Below are 25,281 nucleotides of genomic sequence, written 5' to 3' on the forward strand. Positions count from 1 at the left end.
GCCAACCACTTTGCAGGTATTTACTTCGTCATCAGGAAGCGTTGAATACCGGCAAGCTACGCGCCCCGTCAAAACGTGCCGCCCAGTAGGGGTCATTCAGGCTCGCCACCTGAACGCCCGTGCTGGGTGTCTGAGCACTGACAAAGTGCTGATGACCAATGTAGATTCCTACATGGGAATAAGGCCGATGCATCGTATCAAAAAACACGAGATCACCGGGCCTCAGATTGACCCTGGAAACTTTCCGTAACTCAGCTGCCTGGGCATAAGAGGTACGCGGCACCTGAATATCAAACTTCGCCAATATATACTTAACAAAGCCACTACAGTCGAAGCCCGAGGCCGGGCTCATACCACCCCAGCGGTAGGGAGCACCAATAAACTTAAGTGCGGAAACCACCATTGAGCGAGGTGACAGCCAAGAATTGGAATCAGAATCGCTTTCCGTCTCTGCATACTGCCCTTCTTGCGCAATATCATTGGCTAGCTCGGCTGCGGCTTGTGACCCGGCAGCGGCATTGCCGCTGGTTTCCAGCGCCTGCAAAGGGTGGCGCGCCCAATGATAGGCATGGCTCGCCAACATCTCCAAGGCGAGTCGTAAATGAGACTGCTCTGGTGCCGAAGTGGCGACTACCGCGTCAACCTGCGCCGCTATGGGTTTTTCTGGAAGAACAACCGGTACGTCATCCGTCGCCATGCCCGCCTTGACCAGCACCAGCGACTGATCGACAAAAACTGGGCTCGTTACACCATCTACATCGGTTGCAGGAAAAGGCTGTATTTTATAGTCATAGGTCGAAACGGTCTGTGGTGCCGCACCTACCCCGGCGAACTCGACAGGCGCAAGATCCATCAACCGCAACGCCGTCGGCGTCAACGCCATATAATCGTTTTTCGGCGCACGCAATATTGTCTTATGGGCAGTTCGAAAAACCCCTCTTTTCGCCTGTCTGGCAGACACTAACCTTTTGTTACGTGTGAACCGTATTCGCACCGTTTTCGAGTTTTTCGAAGCACCCTTATAAGAGCGCCGTGCGTGGATATGGTGACTGATCCTATGCAGAGCCTTATGGCCCGCCTCGTGCGGCGCCGCCTGGCACACACTGATCCCACCTAGAAACGTCAATACCGCCACAGCAACCCGCCAGCGATGTCTCTTCTGCATTCATTATCTCCCGAATTACCTGGGAATCGCCGCTGCATAATCTGCCCTCCGGCTGATTATGCAGCGCCATTGCCATCTCTCATCAAGAAGAGAAACTTCGAGGCTACCCTCTACCCACAATAAAAAAGCCGAACAAGTTCGGCTCGACATGCGTACTGCGCTCTGGACGCGGAAGCACCGCGACGACCCAGCGCATCGGGCAGGTGGGTACCCCCACGATAACGCGCTCCCAAATCGGGTCGAATATTAGCCATTAGTAAAATCGATGCTCCATAGTCCATGTTTGGGACTATAGGTGGTATCCGTGCCCGAGGCAAGACCCCATCGCTAGCCGTCCGCCGGACTTTGAAATCTTCTCGTAATTGAGCTATACCCATTTACAGTTCAATGTGATGAGAGACATTTTGCGCGGTGGAGGGGGCGATCTCCAGGGTGTAGAGGATGGAAAAGCCAGTCACGCGTGTTGTTTGGCAAAAGGGGCATATGGGCACATTACGATTCTTTTTCTGGGTGCCTTTACTCGCCATATTTTTCGCCGTACCGGCTTGGGGGTCACAGACGGCGCGCGTCGTGCCCATCCTGCTCTACCATCGTTTTGGTCCCGTGGTGCGAGATGCCATGACCGTTCACACGGTGGTCTTCGCGGCACAGATTGAATACCTGAAGCGCCATGGCTACCGGATTGTACCGCTCAGGGAAGTCGTGGCCTATATTCGTGGCGTTGGACCCCCTCCCCCTCCCCATTCCGTGGTGATCACCACGGATGACGGGCATCAGTCGGTGTACACCGACATGTTTCCTCTGGTGCAGCGCTACCATATCCCGGTGACGCTCTTCATCTATCCCTCCGCCATATCCCGGGCGTCTTACGCCCTGACGTGGGACGAGTTGCGGGTCATGCACGGCTCAGGGCTTGTAAATATCCAATCCCACACCTACTGGCATCCGAACTTCAAGATAGAAAAAAAACGTCTCGCCCCCCGGGTGTACGACAAGTTTGTGGCCATGCAGTTGGAAAAATCCAGGGCGAAGCTCGATCAGGAGCTGGGAATCAAGGTGGACATGCTCGCCTGGCCATTCGGGATCTACAATGAGGATCTGATCAAGAGCGCTACGGCGGCGGGATATATCGCCGCCTTCACCATGGTAAGGGCGCCTGCCGGGCCATCGGATAAGGTGATGGCGCTCCCGCGCTATCTGGTCACGGACCAGGATACGGGCAAGACATTGGGAAAACTGTTGACCACGGACTCCAGATAAACGAGGTGGATTGTGAAGGCTTATAAAAATATAAAAAACATATGCGCTTCGTTACTTGCAGTCTTGTTGCTCGTCTCGGGGAGCGCTGCCGCCTACAGCGGGATGATCGTGGACGCCTTGACGTGCAAACCGATCCCAGGGGCATTTGTAACCTTGGGTAACTCGGTCGTACGCACGGTCCAGGATGGCCGTTTTGAAATCAGCGGACAAGGGACAGTGCTTGGCCTCAGGGCCTACGGCTACCGGCGCCGCGAGGTCCCCATCGGGGATCTCAAGGCGGATGAAACCCTGTCCCTCGCGCCTTTCAAACCCAAGGCCCTTTATTTGTCTTCCTACGGAGCGGCCAACACGCGTCTGCGGGAATCGGCTCTTGATATCATCGGCAAGACAGACCTCAACGCCATAGTGATCGATGTGAAAAGCGACCGCGGAATGATTGCGTACAAGACCGACATTCCTCTGGCGACAGAGATCGGCGCCCAAAGAACTATCACCATCAAACATATCAAGCGACTAATGGACGATTTGCACAAAGAAGGCATCTATACCATTGCCAGGATCGTGGTTTTCAAGGACAACGTCCTTGCATTGGCGCGACCGGATCTGGCCGTCAGGACCGCGGGCGGTGCCATCTGGAGGGATCGGGAAGGCCTCGCCTGGACTGATCCTTTCAGTAAACAGGTATGGGACTACAACATTGATATCGCCGTCGAGGCCGCCAGGGATGGTTTCGACGAGATCCAGTTCGACTACGTCCGCTTTCCGGACGCCAAGGGCCTGGTGTTTTCCCGGTCGAGCACCCAGGAAAGCCGGGTCTCGGCAATTTCTGGATTTCTCGCGGAGGCCCGCAAGCGCTTGATCCCGTATAATGTCTTTCTTTCTGCGGATATTTTTGGTTATGTGATCTGGAACCGCAACGACACCGGGATCGGCCAGAACCTGAAGGAGATGGCGCAGCAGGTCGATTATATCTCTCCCATGCTCTATCCATCGGGTTTTCAGTACGGTATCCCCGGCTACCCCAACCCCGTTAGCCATCCGCATCAGATAGTTTACCTCTCGCTGCGCAAGGCCGAGGAAAGAACGGGGTTGCCGGGAGTGCGCTTCCGCCCCTGGCTGCAGGCATTTCGTGACTACGCCTTTGGCGGGAAACCCTTCGGGGGTCAGGAGATTGCAGCGCAGATCGATGCGGCACAGACTTTCGGATCGGACGGATGGATGCTGTGGAACTCCCGTAATGTCTACACTACGGCAGGGCTTCCGCCAAAGTCGGCGCTGGTGGCAACGCTTCGCGAAGGCCACTGAGTGGATGGATCATCCGTCACGCAGTAACACGGTCAGCGGCTCCCACCGACCGGATATCGGCCCGCGGAACCGCAGGGGTTCGCCATGGGCGGTGGATCCATGTTGATTAACGGCGCCAATTCCTGCAAAGCCTGCCAGTACACGCGGCGCTTGAAGGCAATGATTTCATTCACCGGCATCCAGTAATCCACCCAGCGCCAGTCCTCAAACTCCGGCTGTTGGGTGCGCAGATTGATTTCCGCCTCTTCACCTTCAAAACGGAGTAAAAACCATATTTGCTTCTGCCCACGATAACGGCGCCGCGAGGCGCGATGACGGGCGCAGGGCACTTCATAACGCAGCCAGCCCCGCGTCCTGCCAAGAATACAGACCTTGGCGGTCCCCACCTCTTCTTCCAACTCGCGAAACATCGCCTGCTCCGGCGTTTCCGCATAATCGATACCGCCCTGGGGGAACTGCCAAGCATTTTCACCCCGGCGTTTGGCCCACAACACCTGATTGTATTTGTTACAAATGATCATGCCCACATTGGGGCGATAGCCGTCCGCGTCTATCATGTTCATCGTCTCTGCCGATGCGTTTATGCTGCAATATAGCACGCAGACGGGCCAGCGTCAGTCTACTCCAGCCCCCAGCGCCATTCAGACCGTGTGCAGCAAATCCAGTGGATAGCGCTTGCCCGCCTGGTAATCGGCCATACAGCGCCAGACCATGACGCTACGCATCTCCCCCCCACGCGCCGTCATCTCCTCCGGGGTCAGCCAGACCGGGCCGATGATGCCTGTATCCAGGGCACGCTGCATATCACGGGGGCCAAGGCGTCCGCCGAAGGCGAAGCGCAGGTAAGTCAGGTTTTTCGCAGGATATTCCCAGTGATAGATACCGGTCAGATATTCCGGCTGGAAGACGTAGCCCGTTTCCTCCAGGGTCTCGCGGACGACCGCATCCAACAGCGTTTCACCGGGGTCCCAGTGGCCGGCGGGCTGATTGAAGCAACGCCGCCCATCCACCATCTCTTCTACGAGCAGAAAACGGCCGTTATCCTCTACGACAGTGGCTACTGTCACATGCGGCGTCCAAATCATGGAATTTTCTCCGTCATACGCTCTGCTTCTGTAAGTTCACGCCACTGACCGGGAGGCAGATCGTCCAGCACAAAAGGCCCGAAGGCCTGCCGATGCAGGGTCAGCACCAGATTATCCAGAGCGGCAAACATCCGGCGAACCTCGTGGTAACGCCCCTCCGTCAGGGTCAGCAGCACCTCGCGATCTGTCAGGCATTGCAACACTGCGGGGCGACAGGGCGTGTCTTCGCCTTCCAGCATCAGGGTTCCCGCGGCCAGGATGTTCGCCGCGTCACCCCGCAACGGTTGCTGCAGAGTCACGCGATACACCCGGGGAATGGCACGGCGAGGGCTTGTCCAGTGGTGCAGCCAGTCACCGTCATCAGTGAGCAGCAGGACGCCACTGGTCTCCCGGTCAAGACGACCGACACTGCTCAGCGACGGTCGCCGGTAGCGCCAACGCAAGGGAAAATCCTGATAAATGGTACGCGGATCATCGTGAGCACAAACCTTGCCCAAGGGTTTGTGATAGAGCAGATAGAGGGCATGGGGGTGATCAATGGGCTCTTCATCCACCCAGACCAGCGCCGCATCCACTTTAGCGGAGGCTTTGCGCAGCGCTTCCCCGGCTACTCGCACCCGCCCCTCGCGCACCAGATCACGCACTTCGGAGCGGCTACAATATCCAAGACGGGACAATAAATGATCCATACGTTCGGCAGATTTTTGCATAAGGCGCAGTTTAGCCTGCCGGACAGGCTGACGAAAAGCCGTTAAACCCCTATGATGTTGGAGTCACCAACAACGGAGTGCATCATGGCGACTGGATACATCCTCCCCCCGGAATGGACCCCGCAGCAAGCGGTACAACTCACCTGGCCGCACCCCGATACCGACTGGGCGCCACGGCTGGATACGGTGCTCTCGGTATTTGCCCGCATTGCCCGTGAGATCAGCTTCCGCGAAGATGTGCTCATTGCCTGCCATGACGCGGCCAGCGTCGAGGTCTGCAGGAAATATCTGCACCGCGCTGGTGCCGAGCTCGCGCGCTGCCATCTCCACACCGTCCCCAGCAATGACTCCTGGGCCCGCGATCACGGTCCCATCACCCTGCAGAACCCTGCTGGTCAGTGCAAACTGATGGACTTCGCCTTCAATGCCTGGGGTCTCAAATTCCGCGCCGACCTGGATAATCAGATTACCCGCCATCTGTATGCCCAAGGGGCTTACGGGAACGCGGCACTGGAGATTTCCGGGATGGTTCTGGAGGGCGGCAGCATTGAAGTGGACGGCGCCGGCACCCTGCTGACTACCAGTGCCTGCCTGCTCTCGCCCAACCGCAATCCGCAATGGTCCGCCGTGCAAATCGAGGACGCCCTCCGTACCCAGCTCGGCGTAGAACGCATCCTCTGGCTGCATAGCGGCCATCTGGAAGGCGACGACACGGATGCCCACATCGACACCCTCGCCCGCTTCTGCAACCCCCATACCATCGCCTACCAGAGTTGCGACGATCCCGACGACAGCCACTTCGCCCCGCTCCAGCAGATGGCCGCTGAACTCAGCGCTTTCCGCAACCGCGATGGCAAACCTTATCACCTGATTCCTTTACCCTGGGCACAAGCGCAATGGGACGAGGACGGCACCCGCCTGCCCCTGAGTTACGCCAACTTTCTCATCCTCAATGCCGCCCTGCTCCTGCCGACTTACGACGATCCGGCCGACGGGGTGGCGCAAGAGCGCCTGCAGCGCGCTTTCCCTGACCGGGAAGTGATCCCGATCCCCTGCATCGAACTGGCCCGTCAGCACGGCAGTCTGCATTGCGTGACCATGCAGTTACCGCGCTCAAGAGACCGGCCTTTTACAAAAGGCACTGCCAGTGCGCTTGTATAATACATAGATAGACTAAACTGGGTGTCAGAAATCTTTGCTGAAGCGATATCAATCCCGGATGGGGTTTCCTATAAGGAGGATGCATCATGTCAGCTGAAATGACTTGCCCGTTTCATAAAACCATGGCCACTGACGACGTACAGTCTATTCGTGACTGGTGGCCTAACCGATTGAATCTCCGTCTTTTACGTCAGAATTCGGCGATGTCGAATCCCATGCCTGCAGATTTCGATTACGCTAAGGCCTTCAGGGAACTGAATATGGAGGCTGTAAAAGCAGATATTCGCGCATTGATGATCGATTCTCAGGATTGGTGGCCTGCAGATTTTGGGCACTATGGCCCTTTTTTCATCCGCATGGCCTGGCATGCCGCCGGAACTTATCGCACGGGGGACGGCCGGGGTGGCGCAGGTTCGGCCCAGCAGCGTTTTGCGCCGATTAATAGCTGGCCGGATAACGTCAATCTGGACAAGGCGCGCCGTTTGCTTTGGCCGATCAAACAGAAATATGGACACCGTATTTCCTGGGGGGATCTGATGATGCTCACCGGCAATGTGGCGCTGGAGTCCATGGGCTTCAAGGTCTTTGGCTTTGGCGGCGGGCGTAAGGATGTTTGGGAACCTGACGAATCTGTCTATTGGGGCGCAGAAAATACCTGGCTTGGAGATCAGGATCGTTATTTCGGCAAGCGCGATCTTGAAAACCCCTTGGCTGCCGTGCAGATGGGATTGATTTACGTGAATCCCGAAGGCCCTGGCGGCAATCCGGATCCGGTAGCGGCCATTCAGGATGTGCGGGAAACCTTCGCGCGTATGGCAATGAATGATGAAGAGACCGTAGCATTGATTGCAGGGGGGCACTCTTTTGGTAAAACCCATGGCGCAGGCCCTGCCACGCATGTCGGTCCAGAGCCGGAGGCCGCGCCCATTGAAAGTCAGGGTTTGGGATGGAAAAGCAGTTTCCGTAGCGGCAAGGGCGGTGACCAGATCGGCAGTGGGCTGGAAGTCACCTGGACCAAAACCCCCACCCAATGGAACAACAACTTTTTTGAAAATCTGTTTGCTTATGAATGGGAGCTCACCCAAAGTCCGGCGGGTGCGCACCAGTGGGTGGCCAAAAATGCGCCCGAAATCATTCCCGATGCCCACGATCCCGCCAAACATCACCGTCCGACCATGCTGACTACCGATCTGGCACTTCGCTTTGATCCGGTGTACGAGAAGATTTCACGGCATTTTTACGAACATCCTGATGCTTTTGCAGACGCTTTTGCCCGCGCCTGGTTCAAACTGACGCATCGGGACATGGGCCCGAAAAGCCGTTATCTGGGCGCAGAGGTGCCGGTGGAAGACCTGATTTGGCAGGATCCCATACCGAAAGTTGACCATCCCGTGGTTGATGTTAAGGACATCGCCGCTCTCAAAGCTAAAATTCTCAATTCCGGTCTGACGGTGCCGGAACTGATTGCTACCGCATGGGCATCGGCTTCCACTTTCCGTGGGTCGGACAAGCGCGGCGGAGCGAATGGGGCGCGCATCCGTCTGCTGCCCCAGAAGCAATGGGAAGTCAATCAGCCTGAGCAATTGGCAAAGGTTTTGAACACGCTCGAAAGCATCCGTGCGGATTTCAATGGGGAGCAAAGCGGGGGCAAGCAGGTTTCCCTGGCGGATCTCATTGTCCTCGCTGGCGGGGCGGCCATTGAAGCCGCAGCACTAAAGGCCGGTCATGAAGTGACGGTACCGTTCACCGCGGGACGTATGGATACGACCCAGGAGCAGACGGACATCGAATCCATTGGGGCTCTGGAGCCCGTGGCTGATGGGTTCCGCAACTATCGCGGTGCCCGATGCTTAGAGATTCCCGCTGAGGCGCTGCTGGTGGACAAGGCGCAATTGCTGACGTTGACTGCCCCGGAAATGACGGTGCTGGTGGGCGGTTTGCGGGTGCTCGGTGCCAATTTTGCGCAGGCCGAACATGGGGTGTTTACGGAGAGGCCAGGGGTTCTCAGTAACGATTTTTTTGTCAACCTTCTGGATATGCGCACGGAATGGAAGGCGAACCCGGAAGCGGCCGAAACCTTCTCGGGCTATGACCGTAAGACCGGTGCGCACCGATGGAATGCCACCCGTGTGGATCTGATTTTCGGTTCCAATTCGGAGCTGCGGGCGGTGGCCGAGGTGTATGCCAGTGGGGACGCGCAACCCCAATTTGTGCAGGATTTTGTGGCCGCATGGACCAAGGTGATGCATCTGGATCGCTTTGATCTGGCTTGATGAGCTCAAGCCAGAAATAATTTGGATCGAACCTGTCCCCCCGGGATGGCAGTGGAAGGAAATGCATTGTTAGACCACAGATCAGGATGCTGATTTGCGGCAAGAGCAATACGTGAATTGCTGGGTCGTCCCGAACGGAGTGTGGTGCGCCTCCCTCTCGTGCGATATGAGGGTGAAGGCCTCACCGAACTCAGCGTGGAGTTGAGTTGCACTGTAACGCATGACAGGCAGGCCGCTGCACTGGAGTGGACCATCCTCGGCGAAGGTAGCGACTATCACGTGCCCGCCGGGCTTTACCGAGCGAAGCACGGTTTGAACGTACGCGTGCCGCTCTTCCGGAGCCGTCAGGAAGTGAAAGACCGCGCGGTCATGCCATACGTCATAGGCATGCAGGGGAAGCTCCGTCCTGGTGATGTCGGACTCCAGCCAGGTAACTGACCCGGCACGAGCGCCAAGGCGCTCTTTGGCAGAGTGAAGAGCGGCGGCGGAGAGATCAAGCACCGTGATGTTCTGATAGCTCTTGGCAAGTAGGTCATCCACGAGGGTGGAAGCACCGCCACCCACATCAATGATAGATGACGTGTGCGACACGCCGGTTGCTTCGATCAACCGAAGCGAGTGGTCTGCGTGCTGTTGATACCAGCTAACCGCATCCACGGCCTTGGTGGAGTACGCGCGCTCCCAGTGCTCTTTTGATTGCATGGCCCCTCCGAATTGCTGTCCTGTAGTCTAACACCTGAGTGAAGCCACGCCGCGAAGCGGCGTCGGTCTGAGTGAATTGTTATGCACTATCGTTAGCTTTGTGCTGCCCCTTGCTTTTTTGGTAGCTCTGGATTCATAAAATCCCAAGGAGCGGCACTCGCTACATAGAAATCCAACTTTGGTATGTAATTCGATGAGTCGTTTAAGGTTCCAGCCTTTATGCCCATCATTCCTGGCATATTGCTGAACCGCGCGAATAATTGAGAACCACAATTCAGACAGAAACCTCTTTGGTGCGCATTTCCGCTGTCTGCAGGAGACTCGAAATATTTCACTTCACCTGAAACGACAACATCTTTTTCAGGAAAAATCATCGCCGGAATGAATGCACTGCCTGATGATCTTTGACAGTCCTTGCAATGACAATTGCCAGTGAACACTGGCTCAACATCAACTGAATAGTTGATTTCCCCACAAAGACACTGCCCAGAATACTTTGCATTCATAAAGGACTCCTAACTGATTATGGGTGCATAATCGGGATAGAAGAAAGCCTCACGACCTCCCCCTCCCACACCACCGTGTATACGGGATCGTCCTTGCGTGGACGCCGGATTTACAAAATGTACCCCAAGCGCAGCATGCCCGGCGCACACCGTTGAGTTAAGGGGCGCGCCGCTTTTGGCGCATCCCGCTTGAACGAGAGGTTAGACTGGGTGTCGGCTCAACAAGGCGCCCTGTGACAAACTTGTGGAGTACGCTAGCCATGAGTGTTTGATAAGGAATGGCTTCCTCTGCGGTCTTGGCTTGAATGTCTTCAAGATCGCGAGAGGAAATGCGAATATTGACACGCTTGTCTTTGACGAGCGATGCCGATGCTATTGACGTAAAGCGAGCAATTTCAGCCTTGCGATTTGGCACGGACTGCCATTCTCCTCGCTCAAAGGAGGCCAGAATTTCCTCTTCAAGTTTACTTTCTTTATCCATTTTAACTGCCCTCCGTCAAATAATTGCGGGTAGCCTTCCTGCTTGGGATGAACGTCTTCCTCGCGCGACGCGCGCTGAAGCTGAATAGAGGCGCAAAGCGCTTTCAGGCGTCGCCTGCAAGGATTGGTTATGCGCCAGCTTGAATGCGAGAGCCACGGTCTATTGCTCCTGATGCAATGATGTCCGCACGCAAACCGCCGCAGCCAACCCAACGTTTAATGACGGCTTCCGCCGAAAGCGACTCGCTTGAGAGGTTGCGGCCAAGAATTGAGCACGGTTCGCATAACTCCACGCCTCTGAGTCGCGCAGTACCAATTGTGAATTCTTTGCCAACGAGGTCATTTAGATGGATACCTCTTGTGACGATATTTCGCCGGGTTATTGATAGATCTATGGTTCGGGCGTTCTCCATGCAGAACCGCTCGATCTCTTCTGCCTCGACAAGGGTGGCATTTTGACCTGGATAGGTATTCTTTCCGAAATTTCGGTCACCCACCAAACCCAAACCAGATTCAAGCTTGAGGTTCTCGCATTCCATCTGCGTTCCGCCTCGCTCTCGACTGATGAAGATTCGGTCAACTACCAATGTTCTATCCTGGCGCATAACGTTTGAGTTCAGGGGCGGCCGGAGTCCGAAGTGCGGAGGGCACCTGCAAGCGTAGCTTGCAGGCCGCCCCCTGGAACGAAAGGTTGGGCGTCATGTTGCGCACGCCTGTAGAAAGGCTGCCGCCAGTGGTACGGGCTGGCCGGCGAGAGCCGCGCGCTCGGGCTGGAACAGCGTGGCAACGAAGAATGCGGGGCGGTCTAGCTCAACAGCACGAACATCGCCATTCTCGTCTTCGGACGCGACGCGTAGCGGGCCAGCCAAGAGCTGAGAGCGAAACTGCTCGTTGAGACCATAGCGGCACCGATATCCAACTGTAGCCTGGTTGGTTTCGTAGGCAGCCGCGATGCGGGAGCCGGGCGAGAACCGCACGAGCGCCGAGGCTTCGACCAGAGAACATTCGAGCTGCGTGATAACGGGACGAACCGCGTTAGGCGACACCTCAGCGTGCTCTGCGTCGAACCAGCCCAGCACGTTCCGCGCATACTCAATTACGGCATGCTGAAAGCCACCGCACGTACCAAGGAACGGAACTCCATTTTCGCGAGCGTGACGGATAGCCAGCAGTGCACCGTCTGTATTTCGGTAGGGACTTGCCGGAAGGCACCATAGGCCATTGAAATAAGAGATGCGAGAGGCAGTAGTGATTTCTTCGGTAGGAACCCACTCGAAGGCGAGTGCAAGCCGCAGCGACTCCGCTGCACTTCGTAATGCGAGCGGAATGGCCTGATGTGCTGGCACCGATGAGTCGTAGTCGCCGACGAGGCCGATGGTGATGTTAGGCTGCATGATCAGCGCTCCTATGGTGACGCCCAACATAATTTAGATTCCACAGCGCTACCACATGCATATTGTCTAACACAACATGGGCAACAATCAACATACTGTATCTACACAACACTGACCATTGCCTAAAAATTTAGGACAGCCTAAAATTTTTCGGATGGGAAATAACCAAGCAACTCCCAGCACCCCACCCTGACTCTTGGATCAAGTGCGTGCCCGAATCCGGGTGATGCACTACAGCATCCGCATTGAAGAGGCTTATACCAACTGGGCACGGCGTTTTATTCTCTTCCACCAGAAACGGCACCCCAAAAACATGGGTGCCGCCGAGGTGGAGGCCTTCCTGAGCCATCTCGCCACTGAACGCAAAGTCTCATCGTCTACCCAAAATCAGGCCAAGGCGGCGCTGCTCTTTCTATACAAGCAGGTTCTCGGCATCGATCTGCCCTGGCTGGATAACATCACTAGCGCGAAACCTTCGCAGCACCTGCCAGTGGTGCTGACACCAACGGAAACCCGTGCCTTACTGCATGAACTCTCGGCGGGTACGATGTGGCTTGTCGCCAGCTTGTTGTATGGCACCGGCATGCGTTTACTGGAAGGATTACGCCTGCGCGTAAAAGACGTGGAGTTCGAGCGCCGTGAAATCATTATCCGGGATGGTAAGGGGGCCAAAGACCGGGTAACGGTTCTACCCGAGAACATTCTGCTGCCACTAAAAAAGCAAATGGAAAAGGCAAAATTACTGCATGACACAGATTTAGAAAACGGTCTAGGGGCGGTCTTTATGCCGGATGCACTGACCGTAAAATATCCCTCCAGTGCTAAATCCTGGGGCTGGCAGTATGTGTTCCCGTCTCCGGCATTGAGTATTGATCCCCGTTCCGGGGCACAAAGACGACATCATATTTATGAGGCTACGGTACAGCGGGCAATACGTACTGCGGCAAGCCGGGCTGGCATTGTAAAGCCGGTGACACCGCATGTGTTACGCCACTCCTTCGCAACACATTTACTCCAGGCAGGCTACGACATTCGCACCGTGCAGGAGCTCTTAGGGCACAAGGACGTAAATACCACGATGATTTATACCCACGTCCTGAACAAAGGCGGTCGCGGTATTATCAGTCCGCTGGATATGTAACCCATCCATAACTGCCACCCATTACCGCCGCCAATAGGGCGCTAATAATAACGCCTCCGGCACCAGCGTTTTAATCGCTGCGGGAATTTCCAGGGTTAAACCAGGGCGTGGGCGAATACTTACCCAGAGCAAATTCGTGCGCATATTGAGATCGGCAAATACCACCCAGGAGCCGTAATGGTGCAATACGGCGTTGATGATACGCAGGGTGTGTTGCTGGCGAATACCGCTTTTCTGGCGGAGTCCGGGGAAGATCATCCGGAAATCAGAGAGGAGATGACCGGCATCGTCGCGACTGGGGACCCTTTTCCAGAGGGGCTCGTCGGGTTGCAGGCCGGCAAAGGCGGACGGCTTGAGGGACGTCGATTGGGGGGTCTTGGGCGCCAGCGGTGATGCAGACATGGGGCTCTCCTGCATAAGCGAGTCGCCCTCAGTCTGCCTGCTTCGCCGCTGGGCGGCAAGACCTTCAGGCGTGGCGCGCGGCGTCCGCTTCGATGATTCTGCGGGCCTCGGTCACACTGGCCCAGTCCTTGAGTTTGACCCACTTGCCGGGTTCCAGGTCCTTGTAGTGCTCGAAGAAATGGCGGATCTGGTTACGCAGTGACTCGGGCAGATCGCTGACATCCCGGATAGCGGAGTAACCGGCGGCGACCTTGTCGTGGGGGACGGCGACAATCTTGGCATCCATGCCCTTCTCGTCTTCCATCATCAGCACGCCGACCGGCCGAGCGCGGATCACGGCGCCGGGAGCGACGGGCTGGGGTGCCAGCACCAGACAATCGGTGGGATCACCATCGTCGGACAGGGTGTTGGGGATAAAGCCGTAATTGAGCGGGTAGTGCATGGCGGTGAAGAGGAAACGATCGACCACGATGGCGCCGGATTCTTTGTCCAATTCATATTTGACGGAGGAACCCTGGGGTACCTCGATCACGACATTGATGTCATCCGGCAGTGACTGGCCGGCCGGGATTTTTTTCAGGTCCATGCAAAAACTCCTTGTGGATGATCAGAGAAAAAGGTCGCGCACGCGGTCAAGGTCGGCGGCGGTGTCCACACCCGCTGCGGGCGCTTCTGCCGCGCAATATACCGCAATCTGCACGCCGCGCTCCAATGCGCGCATCTGCTCCAGCGATTCGATGACTTCCAGCGGGCTGGCGGGCCAGACGGCGTAGTCCTGCAAAAAGGCGTTGCGATAGGCGTAGAGACCGAGGTGCCGCCACCAGATGCCTGGGGTTTGCGGCAAAGTCTGCCCGCTGCTGAGCGGGAAATGGCTGCGATCCCAGGGAATAGGGGCGCGGGAAAAATACTGGGCGCAGCCGTCGGCATCGAGCACCAGCTTGACGGCGTGAGGATCGGCCAGATCATCCCAGTGGCTGATGGGGACGGCGGCGGTGGCCATCTGCCGCTGCGGATGGTCCAGCAGCAGCTGGGCGGTGGCGTGCAGCAGGGCGGGCGTCATGCCCGGCTCGTCACCCTGCAAGTTGACGATGATGGCGTCGTCGGCCAGTCCCAGCAAACGCGCGGCTTCCGCCAGGCGCTCGGTGCCACAGACATGCTCCGCGGCGGTCAACAGCGCTTCACCGCCATAGCTGCGGATACAGTCCACCACTTCGGGGTGGTCGGTGGCCACCACCACCTGCGCTGCGCCGCTTTCCAGCGCACGCCGCCGCACCTGTTCGATCATGGGGATGCCGCCCACGTCCAGCAACACCTTGCGCGGCAGGCGGGTAGAGGCCAACCGGGCGGGAATCAGGACGCAGAAGCTCACGCGGGCTTGTCCTCGTAGGGCTTGGCCTCATCAATAAGCAGCACCGGGATGTCGTCGCGGATGGGATATTGCAGGTGGCAACGCGGGCAGCAGAGGGCCTGACGCTGGGCACAGGGTTGCAGACTGCCTTTGCATTGCGGGCAGGCGAGCAGGTCCAGCAGGCGGTGGTCGATACGCATCAGCTTCTCCAGGGCAGCAATGATTGCTCCAGCCAAAGCGGAAAGGAGGGCTCCAGCTCCGCTTCGATGCGCAGGGTCCAGTCGTCGGCCTGCGCGAACTTCCGGCATTTTACGGCATCCTTGGCGGTCATGACGAGGGGGCGGGGCAAATGGGCGATGTCGCTGGCGCAAAAAGGATGGTGGTCGGGAAAAAATCGGGGGGCAGGAATGGCGCCCAGGTCCTCCAGGCTGGCGACAAAACGCTGCGGGCGGGCGATGCCGGTAGCGGCCGTTACGTGCTGTCCCTGCAGACTGTCGAGACCGCGAGAGCGGCTTGGATCGTTGACGGCGACGAGGTCCTTGGGCTGGATGCGGAAAAGAAAACGGGGTAGCCCGTTGCGCTCCGGGATAGCGGCTGCTGCTGCGGCGTCCATGAGCCAGGCGTCGGCATGGAGCATGGCGTCCGGGCACTCGCGCAGAGGACCAGCAGGGAGGCAATGGCCATTGCCCAGGGGACGGGGGCCGGAGAACACCAGCAGACGCAGGCTGGGTTGCAGGGCGAGGTGCTGGAAGCCGTCATCCAGTAGCGCGAGGTTATAACCATCCACCGCCGCCGCGGCGATGGCGCGATGGCGGTCGGGGCAAAGATAGACCGCTTGTGTCTGTCCCTGTTCCTGCGCCAGCAGCAAGGGCTCATCCCCCGCCTGTTGGGGGCTGTCGTCGCGTTGCACCCGGTAGGGCCAGTGCGGGGGTCGGGCACCATAGCCACGGCTAATGATGGCCACCCGCCAGCCCGCTACCGTGAGTTGCCGCGCCAGCGCCGCCACCAGCGGCGTTTTGCCGCTGCCCCCTACGCCCAGATTGCCGACGACAACGGTGGGGATGCTCGCTGCCCTGCCGTGTATGTGTTGCCGCCGCCACTGCGCCACCTTGCCGGTCAGCGCCCCCAGAGGCCGCAAGGCGGTGGCCAGTGCCCCGCCCTCCTGCCATTGCTGCTCCAGGGTCTGGCGGAGGGTCACCAGTCAAAAACCCGCTGTAAAAATTCTGGCAGGCGTTCGCCCGCATGGCGGCGCTCCTGCCAGAAAATGCGCCGGGTGGCGTCGCCGCGCTGGCGGGCGGCCATGGCATCCCCACGCAGGGCTTGCCAGTGGCCGAGGATTTGCGCGGGTTTCTCCAGGGTGAGTATGGTGTCTGCGTCCAATGATTCGGCGGCGTTCAACGTCACGCCGGGGCTGACGCTGATGGGCCTGGAACCGGCATAAGTCTGCCACTGCAACATCGGGGAGGCCCTCTGTAGATGCACCGCCTGCGCCGCCGCCGACAGGGCCGGATACCAGCGATCATTATCGACGACAACCACCGTTCCGGCGGGCAAAGGCGCGCGTTGCCACGCGGACAGCCTGGGCAAATCCGCAGGTGCGTCGGTGCCACCAAGAAACAGTAGGCCCTGTCGGGACAAGGGTGAAGCGGCCCAGGACCGCCGCCATCCGGCCCATTGGGCGGCGCTCAACCCCTGCGCCCACCACAGCAGGCCCTCGTCGGTACCGCTGATCATCGCCCGGAAATTAGGATCTACCTGGGCGATGGTGAACAAAGTGGCGAAGTCCACAGGCTCCTGAACGGCTTCGCTGACACCACGCCCGACCCAGGCCTCGGCCTGGCGTGCATCCCGCGGGTAGACGGCCTCCAGCGGCGCCGGAATCGGCAGGCCGGGATCAGCTGCCATCAGCACGGCAGGGATCTTTTTCCGGCCCAGGGCGGCGGCAAGCCGTGGTCGGGGCACCCGGCCCAATGCCAGATAACGCAAGGGGGTCAGGCGCTCCAGCATGCGCCCGACCGCCTGGGGATGGTCGCAAGGCCCAAAACCATAGCCGAGCCGTTCGACACCTTCGGTGTGTTGTTCCAGGAGGGCCGGATACTCCGTCTCAAAAGTCATCACCATGCGCAGGTCGCGACGCTTTTCGGCGATCGCTTTCGCCAGCTCAATACCCAGTCTTTGCTGGTCAACATCGCTGAAGCTCTGCATCCACAGGATCGGACCGCGCTCGCCTGGGGCTTTGATCCAGCCCCAGCGGGCATTGGCCTGCGCCGTTCGCCCGGCGCGGGCATCCCGCCAACTCGCCCAGCGCGCGCGCAGCAGGCCGTTTTCGTAATACGTCATGATGTTTCGCCTGTCGGTTCTGTCCGGCCAACCATGACATCAGCGCGTTGCCGCAGCGCAATCATGTCAGCCTCAAGCGCCTGCTGCAAAGCGATCAGGGTATCCATATTGGCGTCGCGCGGGATCCGCAGTGGTTCGCCCCAGAGGATCACCCCGCGCGCGCCCGGCAGGGGCAGCAGAAAGCCATCCCAACTGGCGAAGCGTTTCGCCCAGCGTGCCGAATAGGTGACCGGCACGATGGGCAGACCAGAAATGCGCGCCAATTCGATAACACCCTCTTGCAGCACTTCGCGGGGGCCGCGCGGGCCGTCGGGGGAGATGGCCAGGTCGTACCCCGCATGAGCGGCCCGCAGCATTCCCCGGGCGCCCTTGACCGCCCCGCTCCGGGTCGAACCGCGCACCGCACCATAACCCCAGTGGGCCATGGTGGCAGCAATCAGTTCGCCATCCCGATGTTCGCTGACAAGGATTTTTATCTTACGTCCGCCCACCCGCCAGTAGGCCTGGGCGACCATAACCCCCCGCCCATGCCAGAAGGCCAGCAGGAAAGGTTGTCCGGTCGCGATCAGGGCGCGTACACAGGCATCCCCCTCTTCGTGCCAGCGCACACTGAGGGCCATACCTTTGATAAGATAAGCCGCCAGTGCGGCCACCATGCGTAAGGAACGCCCTTCCAGCCGCACGGCTCAGCGATTGCTCAGGGTGGCGAAACTGATCCGGGTCAGGCCAGCTTCCTGCGCCGCGTCTAATACATCGATGACATACTGCTGCGTCGTATTTTTATCCGCGCGCAGGACAATCACCCGTTCCGGATCTTTGGCCGCTAGTGCTTTGAGTTGTCTGGCCAGGTCGGCCATAGACAAAGCCTGCTTATTCATACGCACCTGGCCGCTCGCGCTCAGATCGATGGTGATAGGCGATTTCGGCTCACCGGCGGCGGCCTGCTGGGCTTTGGGCAATTGCATGGAGAGATGGGACTGGTGCACAAAGCTGCTGGTAACCATGAAGAATAACAGCAGCACCAGCACGATATCGACCATCGAGATCACATTGATCTCCGGCTCTTCACTCACCCGCGGGCGCAGATTCATTTTTCAGTCCCGCGGGCTATGAGATTCACCAGTTTCAGGGCCTCTTTTTCGAGGGACAACACCAGCGTATCGACCTGCCCTTTGAAATAGCGATAGAACATCAGGCTGGGAATGGCAACGATAAGGCCGCTGGCGGTGGTGATCAACGCTTCGGCAATGCCGCCTGCCAACGCTTTGGGATCACCCGCGCCCACCATGCCGATAGCCGCAAAAGCGTGCATGATACCGAACACGGTTCCGAGCAGGCCCAACAAGGGTGCCACCCCGGCGATACTGCCGAGAAAGTTGAGATAGCGGTCGAGATGAGCCACCTCATGACGGCCGGTCTCTTCCACTGACTCTTTGATCACGTCGCGCGGCTGTCCCGCATCCTGCAGAGCCGCCAACATCATCCGAGCCAAGGGGGTGTCGTTTTCATAGAGTAGTTTGACCGCCTGCTGTACCTTGCCCACCTCTACCAGCTCCGCTACCCGGGCTGCGAGATCACGTGGCGCAACACGTCCCCGCCGCAAGACCCAGAGACGATTACCCGCGATGGCCAAAGCCACAATTGCCGCCAATATGAGAATCGGGAGAACAAATCCGCCCATTTTAAATAGCCCCAGCAACTCTTGCACATCGCCTCCAGAATCCATTCGATTGTGACGAAGCCGGAATATAGCATATCACCCAGGAAACAGCAGCGGCCGACCCGGTGCAGGCGTCTCCATTCAGGTGCCTGGTTGCCAGTAGGCGAGCGATGGCGACAGGGCGTGATGTAAGCGCCCGGCCTGCCAGGTCCATGTGCCCGGCTTGCCCTCGCCCAGATAAAAGACCCGTGCCTGTGCTGCGGCAGCCGCCAGCGCCGCTCTTTCGGCGTTGCCCAGGCTGGCAGGGGCAAAGATAGCCTGCACCCGATGCAACACGGCGCCGTGCTCCGCGACAAGACGATGAACCGTCGCGGCATCGGCGTCACCGAGAATAAGCACATCGGGTCCGGCGCCCCAGGTCACTATACAGGGCTGAACCGGTGCCTGCAGTGTCAGAAAATGCATTGCCGCCGGTGCCACGCCGCCCGCCCGACAGAAGGCCGGTGCCGGCGGTCCTCCGGGATAATTACGGGCCCCGCCAGGCCACCACTGACGGGCAGCCGCAGGCAGTGGCTGGGGTGCGGAAATGTCGCTGCGCAACCACGCATCCACTCGCGTCACGCCCTGCTGGCGCAGCGCCGCCGTAAGCGCGAGGCCGCCGCTGCGGCGGCTGGCAGCCTTCCAGAGATTTGCGGAGAAAATACCGCTCTGTGACCCCTTCTGCCAGAACAGCAACATGCCCGATCCCGCATCCACGGCACGCAGTTCCAGATCAGCGCTACCCCCGGCGGGAATCAGGAGCGGCACCATGCCCAGCAAAGCCAGCCACCGCCCCGGCCAACCCGCCGGCAGAAAAAAGATACTGAGTCCCAGCACCGCCGCCAGCAAGGCCCAGGTGCGACCAGTACCCGTGCTGATCCGGGCAAAGGGCATGTGCAGCAAAACACGGAGGAACGCCGTCACGGCGTCCATTTCCAGCGCCACCAGATGAAAAAACAGGCGACTGAGGAGTTCCATATCCAGCAGCGCGAACAGGGCGCCCAGCAAGGCCAGCGGCACGGCCAGCAATTCCACCAGCGGGATCACCAACACATTCGCAACGGGGGAAATCAGGGACACCTGCCCGAAGAGTCCCGCCAGCAGGGGCATCAAGGCGATGGAGACTGCCCATTGACTGCGCAACAGCGCGCGCCAGCCGGTTTCGCCGTAGCCAATTGCCACCAGCGCCGCCACCGCGCCCAGAGACAACCAAAAACCCACATCCACCAGCGCGCCGGGATTTTTCAGCGCAATCAGCAAGGCCGCCAGGGACAGCCCCTGCCAGGCGTTGTTGGGGCGTCCCAGCAGATGGGCGAGTGCCGCTGCCGTGATCATCCAGGCGGCGCGTTCGCCGGGAATCTGCATACCGGCAAAACTGGCATAAGCCCAGGCCGCCGGGATACTGCAGAGAACCCCCGCGGTCTGCGCCGGCCAGCGGGCGACCAGCCAGGGGATACGCCGCCACAGCCACTGACTGAGCCACAGGGCCAGTCCGGCAACCACGGCCACGTGGGAGCCGGAGATCACCAGCAAATGGGCGGTGCCGGTATCCCGGTACACCTGCCAGATCGCTGGCGGGAGCTGGTTACCGACACCAATACTGAGCGCCTGCACAAAGCCTGCCGCTTCGCGGTCCAGGGCCATATTGCTGGCATGGAGCACCGCCTCGCGGGCCGCCGCGATATGGTCCTGGAGATTCCCGTGGGAAACCGGTAACGGCCGGGCATCCTGCAGCCGCGCCACCCCGCCCTCCCCGGCCCAAAAGCGCTGCCGAGCGAGGTCAGCAAAGGGACTATCGGGCAGACTGGCAAGAGATTCGCTGTGCAACTGCAACTGCCAGCGCTGTCCGACTACCGGTACTTCCGGAAGATTACCGTGAACGAGAAGGGTATCAGGACGGGCGCCGGCAGGGGCCCCTGCCGACCAGTGCTCGGGTGTCACCAGAAAGCGATATTCCCGGCCCCCCAATTTGGGTATGGAGGCAATGCGGCCCCGGACACTGAAGTCCTGGCCCGCCGTCCACTGTACGGCGAGGCGCAGATCGGCCTGCCAGATGCCCCAGGCAAAAGCCCCCGCCGCGACAGTCAACAGCAGCGCGGGCCGCCATTTCCAAACCAGGAGCAGTCCGGGAAGCGCTATCGAAAGCGGAATCCACAAAGTCGGCAATTGACGGAAGCTGTGAAAAAACCCCAACCCCAGCCCGGCAGCGACAACCCAAAGCGGCAGCGACGGCCAGGATTTGGCCCAGGGCAGCGGCTTGGCTACACTAGCCCCCTTACAACCCAGGAAATATCGCATTGCGCCTACCTGCATTCTGTCGCCTTCCCACCCGCGAGGATATCCTCAGCAAACGTCCTTTGGGACGTTTTACCCATTATCTGGCCCGCCCGGTACTGTGGCATCCCCATCGTCACAACGTAGCGCGCGCCGCAGCCATCGGCACCTTTATCGGCAGCCTGCCTTTTTTTGGCCATGTGCTGAGCATCTTACTCATCAGTCTATGGCGTCGCGCCTATATTCCCGTCAGCGTCGTTATGCCTTTCGTAGTGACCGGCCCCCTCACCATCGTGCCCTTTTTTTTCGCATCCTATGAACTGGGGTTTTGGCTGCTCAACCAGTTGGGCCTAGCCCCGGCCATCACCATTCATTATGTGGATATCCACGCGATGGTCCATGGTCAGATCAGCGTAATGGCCATGGGAGACCGCCTCTGGCACGCCTATCTGCTCACCTGGCTGGGCAGCCTCATCCTCGGCGGCGGACTCGCCCTGATACTGTATTTTGGCGTACTCGGCGGCTGGCGGCTCTGGATACTGTGGCGACTGCGACGCCGTCGCCTGCACCGCAACCCTTCTTAGTGCACAGCGTCCAGGGGCTGCAAGACACCATCCTGCAGCCGGAGCACGCGCTCCATGTGTGCCGCCAGCGCTGGCTCATGGGTGACGATAACCAGTGCGGTACCCAGTTCCTGATTAAGGTCGAGCATCAGTTGATGGACGCTCTCCGCCGACTCACTGTCGAGATTGCCGGTGGGCTCATCGGCGAGGAGCAGCGCCGGACGCGTGACCAGAGCGCGCGCCAGGGCGACCCGCTGCCGTTCGCCACCGGAGAGCATGCCCGGTTTGTGGCCCAAACGTTCACCCAGCCCAACGCGGGTCAGGATTTCCTTACCCCAAAGCTCTACGGAATGGCGCGACACCCGACGTATCAGCAGGGGGAGCAGAACATTCTCCAGCGCGGTGAACTCGGGCAGCAAACGGTGTAACTGATAGACGAAACCGACACTCTGATTGCGCAAACGGCTGCGCGCCGATTCGCTGAGTTTGTAGACCTCCTGACCGAGAATCCGCACCACACCATCCGACGGGCGCTCCAATCCGCCCATGAGGTGCATCAGCGTGCTTTTGCCCTGCCCGGAGGCACCGACAATCGCCAGACGTTCGCCACGGCGCACCTGTAGATTGATATCGCGGATAACCTCCAGACGCTCGCGGCCAATGGCGAAGCTCTGCCGTAGATGCTCGACGGAAAGAATGATCTGCTCACTCATAACGCAGGGCCTCGGCAGGGGCGACGCGCGAAGCACGCCAGGAGGGATACAACGTCGCTATCCAGCTCATGATGAGCGCAGCAATGGCCACATGGATCACATCCCAAGGCTCCAGCTTGGAGGGCAACTGACTGATGGAATAAACCTCCGGCGAGATAAACTGGACGTGAAACAACTGTTCGATGGCCGGTACCAGGGTCGGAATATTCAACGCCAGCAACACCCCGAAGAAGACACCGAGCAGCGTGCCAAAGAGTCCGATGATCCCGCCCTGCACCATAAAAATCAGCATGATACTGCGCGGCGTTACGCCGATGGTGCGGAGAATGGCGATATCCGTTTCCTTGTCGGTGACCACCATCACCAGTGTCGCCACAATGTTGAAGGCGGCGACGGCGATGATGAGCGACAGGATCACAAACATCACCAGTTTCTCCATGCTCAGGGCCTTGAAGAAGTTCTCATGGGTCTGAGTCCAGTCCTGGATATAAAAGGCGGCACCAAGCTGTTGTTGCAGATGGGCAGCGAAGGCCGGGGCGGCAAAGGGGTCCTTGATCTGCATGCGCAGGCCCGTGACGCCCTGGTTCAGCCCGTAGAGGCGCTGCGCGTCGCCCAGATTGATATAAGCCATGCCGCTGTCATAGGCGTAAATACCGACGGAAAAGAGTCCAACCACCGTAAACTGGCGCAAGGCGGGGGTTACACCCAACGGGGTCACCCCGCCCTGGGGGGAAATCAGGGTGATCTTGTCACCTACGGTCACGCCCAGTTGCCGCGCCAGCGCACGCCCGAGGACGATACTCCAGGGATGGGTCTGCAGGGACTGCAATTCGCCCATTTTCATGTCCTTGGCCAGCTTGTTGACGCGGCTTTCCAGCGCTGGATCAATGCCCTCGACGACCGCACCGCTGACCAGCCCGTCGTGGGAAAGCATGGCCTGCGCCTGCACGTAGGGCGCCACACCCGTCACATCGGGAAGCGTGGAAAGGCGCTTTATCGCCGTCGGCCAGTCCAGCACCGGCACCCCGTTGCCCTGAATGATGACATCGGAGGTCACCGCCAGAATCCGCGAGCGCAGGGTGTGATCAAAGCCATTCATCACCGCCATAACCGCGATGAGTGCCGCCACACCGATGACCATACCCATGATCGCCGTGCCGGTGATAAAGGAGATGAAGTGATTGCGACGCTTGGCGCGGGTGTAACGCAGCCCGATCCAGAGCTCATAAAACCTCATGGCTGTTCCGGTCGCAAATGGGGGAAGAGAATCACCTCGCGAATGCTGGGCTGATCGGCGAGGAGCATGACCAGACGGTCAATGCCCAGCCCCACCCCTGCGGTCGGCGGCATGCCGTATTCCAGGGCGCGGATATAGTCGGCGTCGAAGAACATCGCCTCCTCGTCCCCGGCATCCTTGGCCTCGACCTGCGCCCGGAAGCGGGCAGCCTGGTCTTCGGGATCATTCAACTCGGAGAAGCCGTTGGCTAACTCGCGGCCGGCGATCATCAGCTCGAAACGATCCGTGACCTCGGGGTCGAGATCGTTACGGCGCGCCAGCGGGCTGACTTCCAGGGGATACTCGGTGATGAAGGTGGGCTGCTGGAGATGGCCTTCCACCGTCTTCTCGAAGATTTCGATGAGACGCTTGCCCCAGCCCCAGGCGGGCTGACAGGGCAAGTGCAACTGCGCGAGCTTGGCAGCCAGCACCGCGGGGTCCCGCAGATCGGCATCCGCCAGATCGGGGTTATGGGCGCGCACCGACTCCGCCACAGTCAAACGGTGGAAGGGTTTGCCGAGGTCGATCTCCAGCCCTTGGTAGTGTATCGCCGTAGTGCCCAGGGCCGCCTGTGCCGCGGCGCGGATCAGGGTCTCGGTGAGGTCCATGGCGCGCACGTGGTCGGCGTAGGCCTCATACCATTCGAGCATGGTGAACTCGGGGTTGTGGCGGGTGGAGATGCCTTCATTGCGAAAGTTGCGGTTGATCTCAAAGACCTGCTCAATGCCGCCCACCACGAGCCGCTTGAGGTACAGCTCCGGGGCGATACGCAGGTAAAGGGTCATATCCAGGGCATGGTGATGGGTGACGAAGGGCCGCGCCGTGGCACCGCCGGGAACGGGCTGCATCATGGGCGTCTCCGCCTCATAAAAGCCGCGCTGGCGCAGACCATCGCGCAGGGCTGCCACCGTTTCGGCACGAATCTGGAAAGTGCGACGGGTGGCTTCGGTGACGATCAGATCGACATAGCGCTGGCGGAAGCGGGTTTCCGGGTCGGCGAGTCCGTGCCATTTTTCCGGCAGCGGGCGCAGGGCCTTGCTCAGCAGTTGGAGGCCATGCACCTTCAGGGACAATTCACCGGTCTTGGTGCGGAACAGGATGCCATCCACACCGATGATGTCGCCGAAATCCAGGCCCTTGAAGCGCGCGTAGACCTCTTCGCCCAGGTTATCGCGGCTGACAAAGAGCTGAATGCGCCCGGACTGATCCTGAATGTCGGCGAAACTGGCTTTACCCATGACCCGGCGGCTCATCAGCCGCCCGCCGAGCCGCGCCGCGATGGGTTCCTGCTCCAGGGCCGTAGCATCCATATCGCGATAACGCTGATGCAGGTCGCCCGCCAAGGCATCGCGACGGAAGCCGTTGGGATAGGCATGGCCTTCGCTGCGCCAATGTCCCAGCTTGTCGCGCCGCACCTGCATCTGGTCGTTGAGTTCCTGATCCACCATCCATCCCCTTCCTGCAAAATACTGAGTGACTACCGC

At 59.4% G+C, this 25,281-nt stretch carries 28 protein-coding genes; 6 read left to right on the forward strand and 22 right to left on the reverse strand.

Annotation, left to right across the window (positions count from 1 at the left end):
• Positions 1–31 precede the first annotated feature (31 nt).
• Positions 32–907, reverse strand: coding sequence for a C40 family peptidase (locus tag M0P56_RS06985; RefSeq protein ID WP_291509334.1), 876 nt, complete (start codon positions 905–907; stop codon positions 32–34).
• A gap of 741 nt (positions 908–1,648) precedes the next feature.
• Here M0P56_RS06985 and M0P56_RS06990 point away from each other — a divergent pair.
• On the forward strand, positions 1,649–2,425 hold the full coding sequence (locus tag M0P56_RS06990; protein WP_291509335.1) for a polysaccharide deacetylase family protein: 777 nt from the start codon (positions 1,649–1,651) through the stop codon (positions 2,423–2,425).
• A gap of 153 nt (positions 2,426–2,578) precedes the next feature.
• Positions 2,579–3,730 carry a putative glycoside hydrolase gene (locus tag M0P56_RS06995; RefSeq protein ID WP_291509336.1) on the forward strand — a complete coding sequence of 384 codons (1,152 nt, stop codon included), beginning with the start codon at positions 2,579–2,581 and terminating at the stop codon, positions 3,728–3,730.
• Positions 3,731–3,762: 32 nt separating this feature from the next.
• Here the strand turns inward: M0P56_RS06995 and M0P56_RS07000 are convergent, their stop codons facing one another.
• The 3 genes from M0P56_RS07000 to M0P56_RS07010 form a co-directional block, all read right to left on the reverse strand.
• Positions 3,763–4,287: an RNA pyrophosphohydrolase gene (locus M0P56_RS07000; RefSeq protein ID WP_366110331.1), complete on the reverse strand. Its 525-nt coding sequence runs from the start codon at positions 4,285–4,287 to the stop codon at positions 3,763–3,765.
• A gap of 84 nt (positions 4,288–4,371) precedes the next feature.
• Positions 4,372–4,815, reverse strand: coding sequence for an NUDIX hydrolase (locus tag M0P56_RS07005; RefSeq protein WP_291509338.1), 444 nt, complete (start codon positions 4,813–4,815; stop codon positions 4,372–4,374).
• Positions 4,812–5,525 carry a pseudouridine synthase gene (locus tag M0P56_RS07010; protein ID WP_291509339.1) on the reverse strand — a complete coding sequence of 238 codons (714 nt, stop codon included), beginning with the start codon at positions 5,523–5,525 and terminating at the stop codon, positions 4,812–4,814. Before M0P56_RS07010 ends, M0P56_RS07005 begins: the two co-directional genes overlap by 4 nt.
• Before the next feature lie 84 nt (positions 5,526–5,609).
• Between M0P56_RS07010 and M0P56_RS07015 the strand changes: the two genes are divergently transcribed.
• Both M0P56_RS07015 and katG read left to right on the forward strand, forming a co-directional pair.
• Positions 5,610–6,686, forward strand: a complete 1,077-nt coding sequence (locus tag M0P56_RS07015; RefSeq protein WP_291509340.1) for an agmatine/peptidylarginine deiminase — start codon at positions 5,610–5,612, stop codon at positions 6,684–6,686.
• 86 nt (positions 6,687–6,772) lie between these two features.
• Positions 6,773–8,959: a catalase/peroxidase HPI gene (katG, locus tag M0P56_RS07020; RefSeq protein WP_291509341.1), complete on the forward strand. Its 2,187-nt coding sequence runs from the start codon at positions 6,773–6,775 to the stop codon at positions 8,957–8,959.
• Positions 8,960–9,040: 81 nt separating this feature from the next.
• Here the strand turns inward: katG and M0P56_RS07025 are convergent, their stop codons facing one another.
• The 5 genes from M0P56_RS07025 to M0P56_RS07045 all read right to left on the reverse strand — a co-directional run bounded on the left by M0P56_RS07025 (position 9,041) and on the right by M0P56_RS07045 (position 12,071).
• Entirely contained in the window at positions 9,041–9,661 is a 621-nt protein-coding gene (locus tag M0P56_RS07025) for a class I SAM-dependent methyltransferase (RefSeq protein WP_291509342.1), read from the reverse strand.
• Positions 9,662–9,753: 92 nt separating this feature from the next.
• Positions 9,754–10,167: a GFA family protein gene (locus M0P56_RS07030; protein WP_291509343.1), complete on the reverse strand. Its 414-nt coding sequence runs from the start codon at positions 10,165–10,167 to the stop codon at positions 9,754–9,756.
• Positions 10,168–10,324: 157 nt separating this feature from the next.
• Positions 10,325–10,648, reverse strand: coding sequence for a hypothetical protein (locus tag M0P56_RS07035; RefSeq protein WP_291509344.1), 324 nt, complete (start codon positions 10,646–10,648; stop codon positions 10,325–10,327).
• 127 nt (positions 10,649–10,775) lie between these two features.
• Complete coding sequence (locus tag M0P56_RS07040; RefSeq protein ID WP_291509345.1) at positions 10,776–11,186, reverse strand: hypothetical protein; 411 nt, start codon at positions 11,184–11,186, stop codon at positions 10,776–10,778.
• Between the two features lie 159 nt (positions 11,187–11,345).
• Entirely contained in the window at positions 11,346–12,071 is a 726-nt protein-coding gene (locus tag M0P56_RS07045) for a CTP synthase (RefSeq protein ID WP_291509346.1), read from the reverse strand.
• Positions 12,072–12,237: 166 nt separating this feature from the next.
• On the opposite strand from M0P56_RS07045, the gene M0P56_RS07050 reads away from it, so the two are divergent.
• Positions 12,238–13,182: an integron integrase gene (locus tag M0P56_RS07050; RefSeq protein ID WP_291509347.1), complete on the forward strand. Its 945-nt coding sequence runs from the start codon at positions 12,238–12,240 to the stop codon at positions 13,180–13,182.
• A gap of 21 nt (positions 13,183–13,203) precedes the next feature.
• On the opposite strand, the gene M0P56_RS07055 is transcribed toward M0P56_RS07050, so the two are convergent.
• The 10 genes from M0P56_RS07055 to M0P56_RS07100 all read right to left on the reverse strand — a co-directional run bounded on the left by M0P56_RS07055 (position 13,204) and on the right by M0P56_RS07100 (position 21,284).
• Entirely contained in the window at positions 13,204–13,584 is a 381-nt protein-coding gene (locus M0P56_RS07055) for a hypothetical protein (protein ID WP_291509348.1), read from the reverse strand.
• Between the two features lie 64 nt (positions 13,585–13,648).
• On the reverse strand, positions 13,649–14,170 hold the full coding sequence (ppa, locus tag M0P56_RS07060) for an inorganic diphosphatase (RefSeq protein WP_291509349.1): 522 nt from the start codon (positions 14,168–14,170) through the stop codon (positions 13,649–13,651).
• Positions 14,171–14,191: 21 nt separating this feature from the next.
• Positions 14,192–14,953: a 3-deoxy-manno-octulosonate cytidylyltransferase gene (kdsB, locus tag M0P56_RS07065; protein WP_291509350.1), complete on the reverse strand. Its 762-nt coding sequence runs from the start codon at positions 14,951–14,953 to the stop codon at positions 14,192–14,194.
• Positions 14,950–15,126, reverse strand: coding sequence for a Trm112 family protein (locus M0P56_RS07070; protein ID WP_196491171.1), 177 nt, complete (start codon positions 15,124–15,126; stop codon positions 14,950–14,952). Before M0P56_RS07070 ends, kdsB begins: the two co-directional genes overlap by 4 nt.
• Positions 15,127–15,131: 5 nt before the next feature.
• Positions 15,132–16,130, reverse strand: coding sequence for a tetraacyldisaccharide 4'-kinase (gene lpxK, locus M0P56_RS07075; RefSeq protein WP_291509352.1), 999 nt, complete (start codon positions 16,128–16,130; stop codon positions 15,132–15,134).
• The gene (locus M0P56_RS07080) at positions 16,127–17,272 is read right to left on the reverse strand and encodes a glycosyltransferase N-terminal domain-containing protein (RefSeq protein WP_291509353.1); all 1,146 of its coding nucleotides are present in this window, start codon (positions 17,270–17,272) and stop codon (positions 16,127–16,129) included. Before M0P56_RS07080 ends, lpxK begins: the two co-directional genes overlap by 4 nt.
• The gene (locus tag M0P56_RS07085) at positions 17,269–17,928 is read right to left on the reverse strand and encodes a lysophospholipid acyltransferase family protein (protein WP_291509354.1); all 660 of its coding nucleotides are present in this window, start codon (positions 17,926–17,928) and stop codon (positions 17,269–17,271) included. Before M0P56_RS07085 ends, M0P56_RS07080 begins: the two co-directional genes overlap by 4 nt.
• 30 nt (positions 17,929–17,958) lie before the next feature.
• Entirely contained in the window at positions 17,959–18,363 is a 405-nt protein-coding gene (locus M0P56_RS07090; protein WP_291509355.1) for a biopolymer transporter ExbD, read from the reverse strand.
• The gene (locus M0P56_RS07095) at positions 18,360–18,980 is read right to left on the reverse strand and encodes a MotA/TolQ/ExbB proton channel family protein (protein WP_291509356.1); all 621 of its coding nucleotides are present in this window, start codon (positions 18,978–18,980) and stop codon (positions 18,360–18,362) included. Before M0P56_RS07095 ends, M0P56_RS07090 begins: the two co-directional genes overlap by 4 nt.
• A gap of 93 nt (positions 18,981–19,073) precedes the next feature.
• Complete coding sequence (locus tag M0P56_RS07100; RefSeq protein ID WP_291509357.1) at positions 19,074–21,284, reverse strand: ComEC/Rec2 family competence protein; 2,211 nt, start codon at positions 21,282–21,284, stop codon at positions 19,074–19,076.
• On the opposite strand from M0P56_RS07100, the gene M0P56_RS07105 reads away from it, so the two are divergent.
• Positions 21,269–21,829: a DUF2062 domain-containing protein gene (locus M0P56_RS07105; protein WP_291509358.1), complete on the forward strand. Its 561-nt coding sequence runs from the start codon at positions 21,269–21,271 to the stop codon at positions 21,827–21,829. The two genes, M0P56_RS07100 and M0P56_RS07105, sit on opposite strands and share 16 nt — an antisense overlap.
• On the opposite strand, the gene M0P56_RS07110 is transcribed toward M0P56_RS07105, so the two are convergent.
• The 3 genes from M0P56_RS07110 to lysS are packed head-to-tail and all read right to left on the reverse strand — an operon-like array spanning position 21,826 to position 25,245.
• Complete coding sequence (locus M0P56_RS07110; RefSeq protein ID WP_291509359.1) at positions 21,826–22,521, reverse strand: ABC transporter ATP-binding protein; 696 nt, start codon at positions 22,519–22,521, stop codon at positions 21,826–21,828. The genes M0P56_RS07105 and M0P56_RS07110 overlap by 4 nt on opposite strands.
• On the reverse strand, positions 22,514–23,758 hold the full coding sequence (locus M0P56_RS07115) for a lipoprotein-releasing ABC transporter permease subunit (RefSeq protein WP_291509360.1): 1,245 nt from the start codon (positions 23,756–23,758) through the stop codon (positions 22,514–22,516). Before M0P56_RS07115 ends, M0P56_RS07110 begins: the two co-directional genes overlap by 8 nt.
• On the reverse strand, positions 23,755–25,245 hold the full coding sequence (lysS, locus tag M0P56_RS07120; protein WP_291509361.1) for a lysine--tRNA ligase: 1,491 nt from the start codon (positions 25,243–25,245) through the stop codon (positions 23,755–23,757). The genes M0P56_RS07115 and lysS overlap by 4 nt, the downstream gene beginning before the upstream one ends.
• Positions 25,246–25,281 lie beyond the last annotated feature (36 nt).

The sequence above is a fragment of the Acidithiobacillus sp. genome, from assembly GCF_023229925.1.
Classification (GTDB): domain Bacteria; phylum Pseudomonadota; class Gammaproteobacteria; order Acidithiobacillales; family Acidithiobacillaceae; genus Acidithiobacillus.

Excerpts from the sequence above, each read along its gene's own strand:
- M0P56_RS07015 (WP_291509340.1), top strand. The coding sequence starts at position 5,610 with ATGGCGACTGGATACATCCTCCCCCCGGAATGGACCCCGCAGCAAGCG.
- ppa (WP_291509349.1), bottom strand. The coding sequence starts at position 14,170 with ATGGACCTGAAAAAAATCCCGGCCGGCCAGTCACTGCCGGATGACATC.
- M0P56_RS07010 (WP_291509339.1), bottom strand. The coding sequence starts at position 5,525 with ATGCAAAAATCTGCCGAACGTATGGATCATTTATTGTCCCGTCTTGGA.
- lysS (WP_291509361.1), bottom strand. The coding sequence starts at position 25,245 with ATGGTGGATCAGGAACTCAACGACCAGATGCAGGTGCGGCGCGACAAG.
- M0P56_RS07085 (WP_291509354.1), bottom strand. The coding sequence starts at position 17,928 with ATGGTGGCCGCACTGGCGGCTTATCTTATCAAAGGTATGGCCCTCAGT.
- M0P56_RS07040 (WP_291509345.1), bottom strand. The coding sequence starts at position 11,186 with ATGGAATGCGAGAACCTCAAGCTTGAATCTGGTTTGGGTTTGGTGGGT.
- M0P56_RS07030 (WP_291509343.1), bottom strand. The coding sequence starts at position 10,167 with ATGAATGCAAAGTATTCTGGGCAGTGTCTTTGTGGGGAAATCAACTAT.
- M0P56_RS07045 (WP_291509346.1), bottom strand. The coding sequence starts at position 12,071 with ATGTTGGGCGTCACCATAGGAGCGCTGATCATGCAGCCTAACATCACC.
- M0P56_RS07000 (WP_366110331.1), bottom strand. The coding sequence starts at position 4,287 with ATGATAGACGCGGACGGCTATCGCCCCAATGTGGGCATGATCATTTGT.
- M0P56_RS07090 (WP_291509355.1), bottom strand. The coding sequence starts at position 18,363 with ATGAATCTGCGCCCGCGGGTGAGTGAAGAGCCGGAGATCAATGTGATC.
- M0P56_RS06990 (WP_291509335.1), top strand. The coding sequence starts at position 1,649 with ATGGGCACATTACGATTCTTTTTCTGGGTGCCTTTACTCGCCATATTT.
- M0P56_RS07055 (WP_291509348.1), bottom strand. The coding sequence starts at position 13,584 with ATGTCTGCATCACCGCTGGCGCCCAAGACCCCCCAATCGACGTCCCTC.
- M0P56_RS07110 (WP_291509359.1), bottom strand. The coding sequence starts at position 22,521 with ATGAGTGAGCAGATCATTCTTTCCGTCGAGCATCTACGGCAGAGCTTC.
- M0P56_RS07100 (WP_291509357.1), bottom strand. The coding sequence starts at position 21,284 with ATGCAGGTAGGCGCAATGCGATATTTCCTGGGTTGTAAGGGGGCTAGT.
- M0P56_RS07035 (WP_291509344.1), bottom strand. The coding sequence starts at position 10,648 with ATGGATAAAGAAAGTAAACTTGAAGAGGAAATTCTGGCCTCCTTTGAG.
- M0P56_RS07005 (WP_291509338.1), bottom strand. The coding sequence starts at position 4,815 with ATGATTTGGACGCCGCATGTGACAGTAGCCACTGTCGTAGAGGATAAC.
- M0P56_RS07080 (WP_291509353.1), bottom strand. The coding sequence starts at position 17,272 with ATGACGTATTACGAAAACGGCCTGCTGCGCGCGCGCTGGGCGAGTTGG.
- katG (WP_291509341.1), top strand. The coding sequence starts at position 6,773 with ATGTCAGCTGAAATGACTTGCCCGTTTCATAAAACCATGGCCACTGAC.
- M0P56_RS07115 (WP_291509360.1), bottom strand. The coding sequence starts at position 23,758 with ATGAGGTTTTATGAGCTCTGGATCGGGCTGCGTTACACCCGCGCCAAG.
- M0P56_RS07025 (WP_291509342.1), bottom strand. The coding sequence starts at position 9,661 with ATGCAATCAAAAGAGCACTGGGAGCGCGCGTACTCCACCAAGGCCGTG.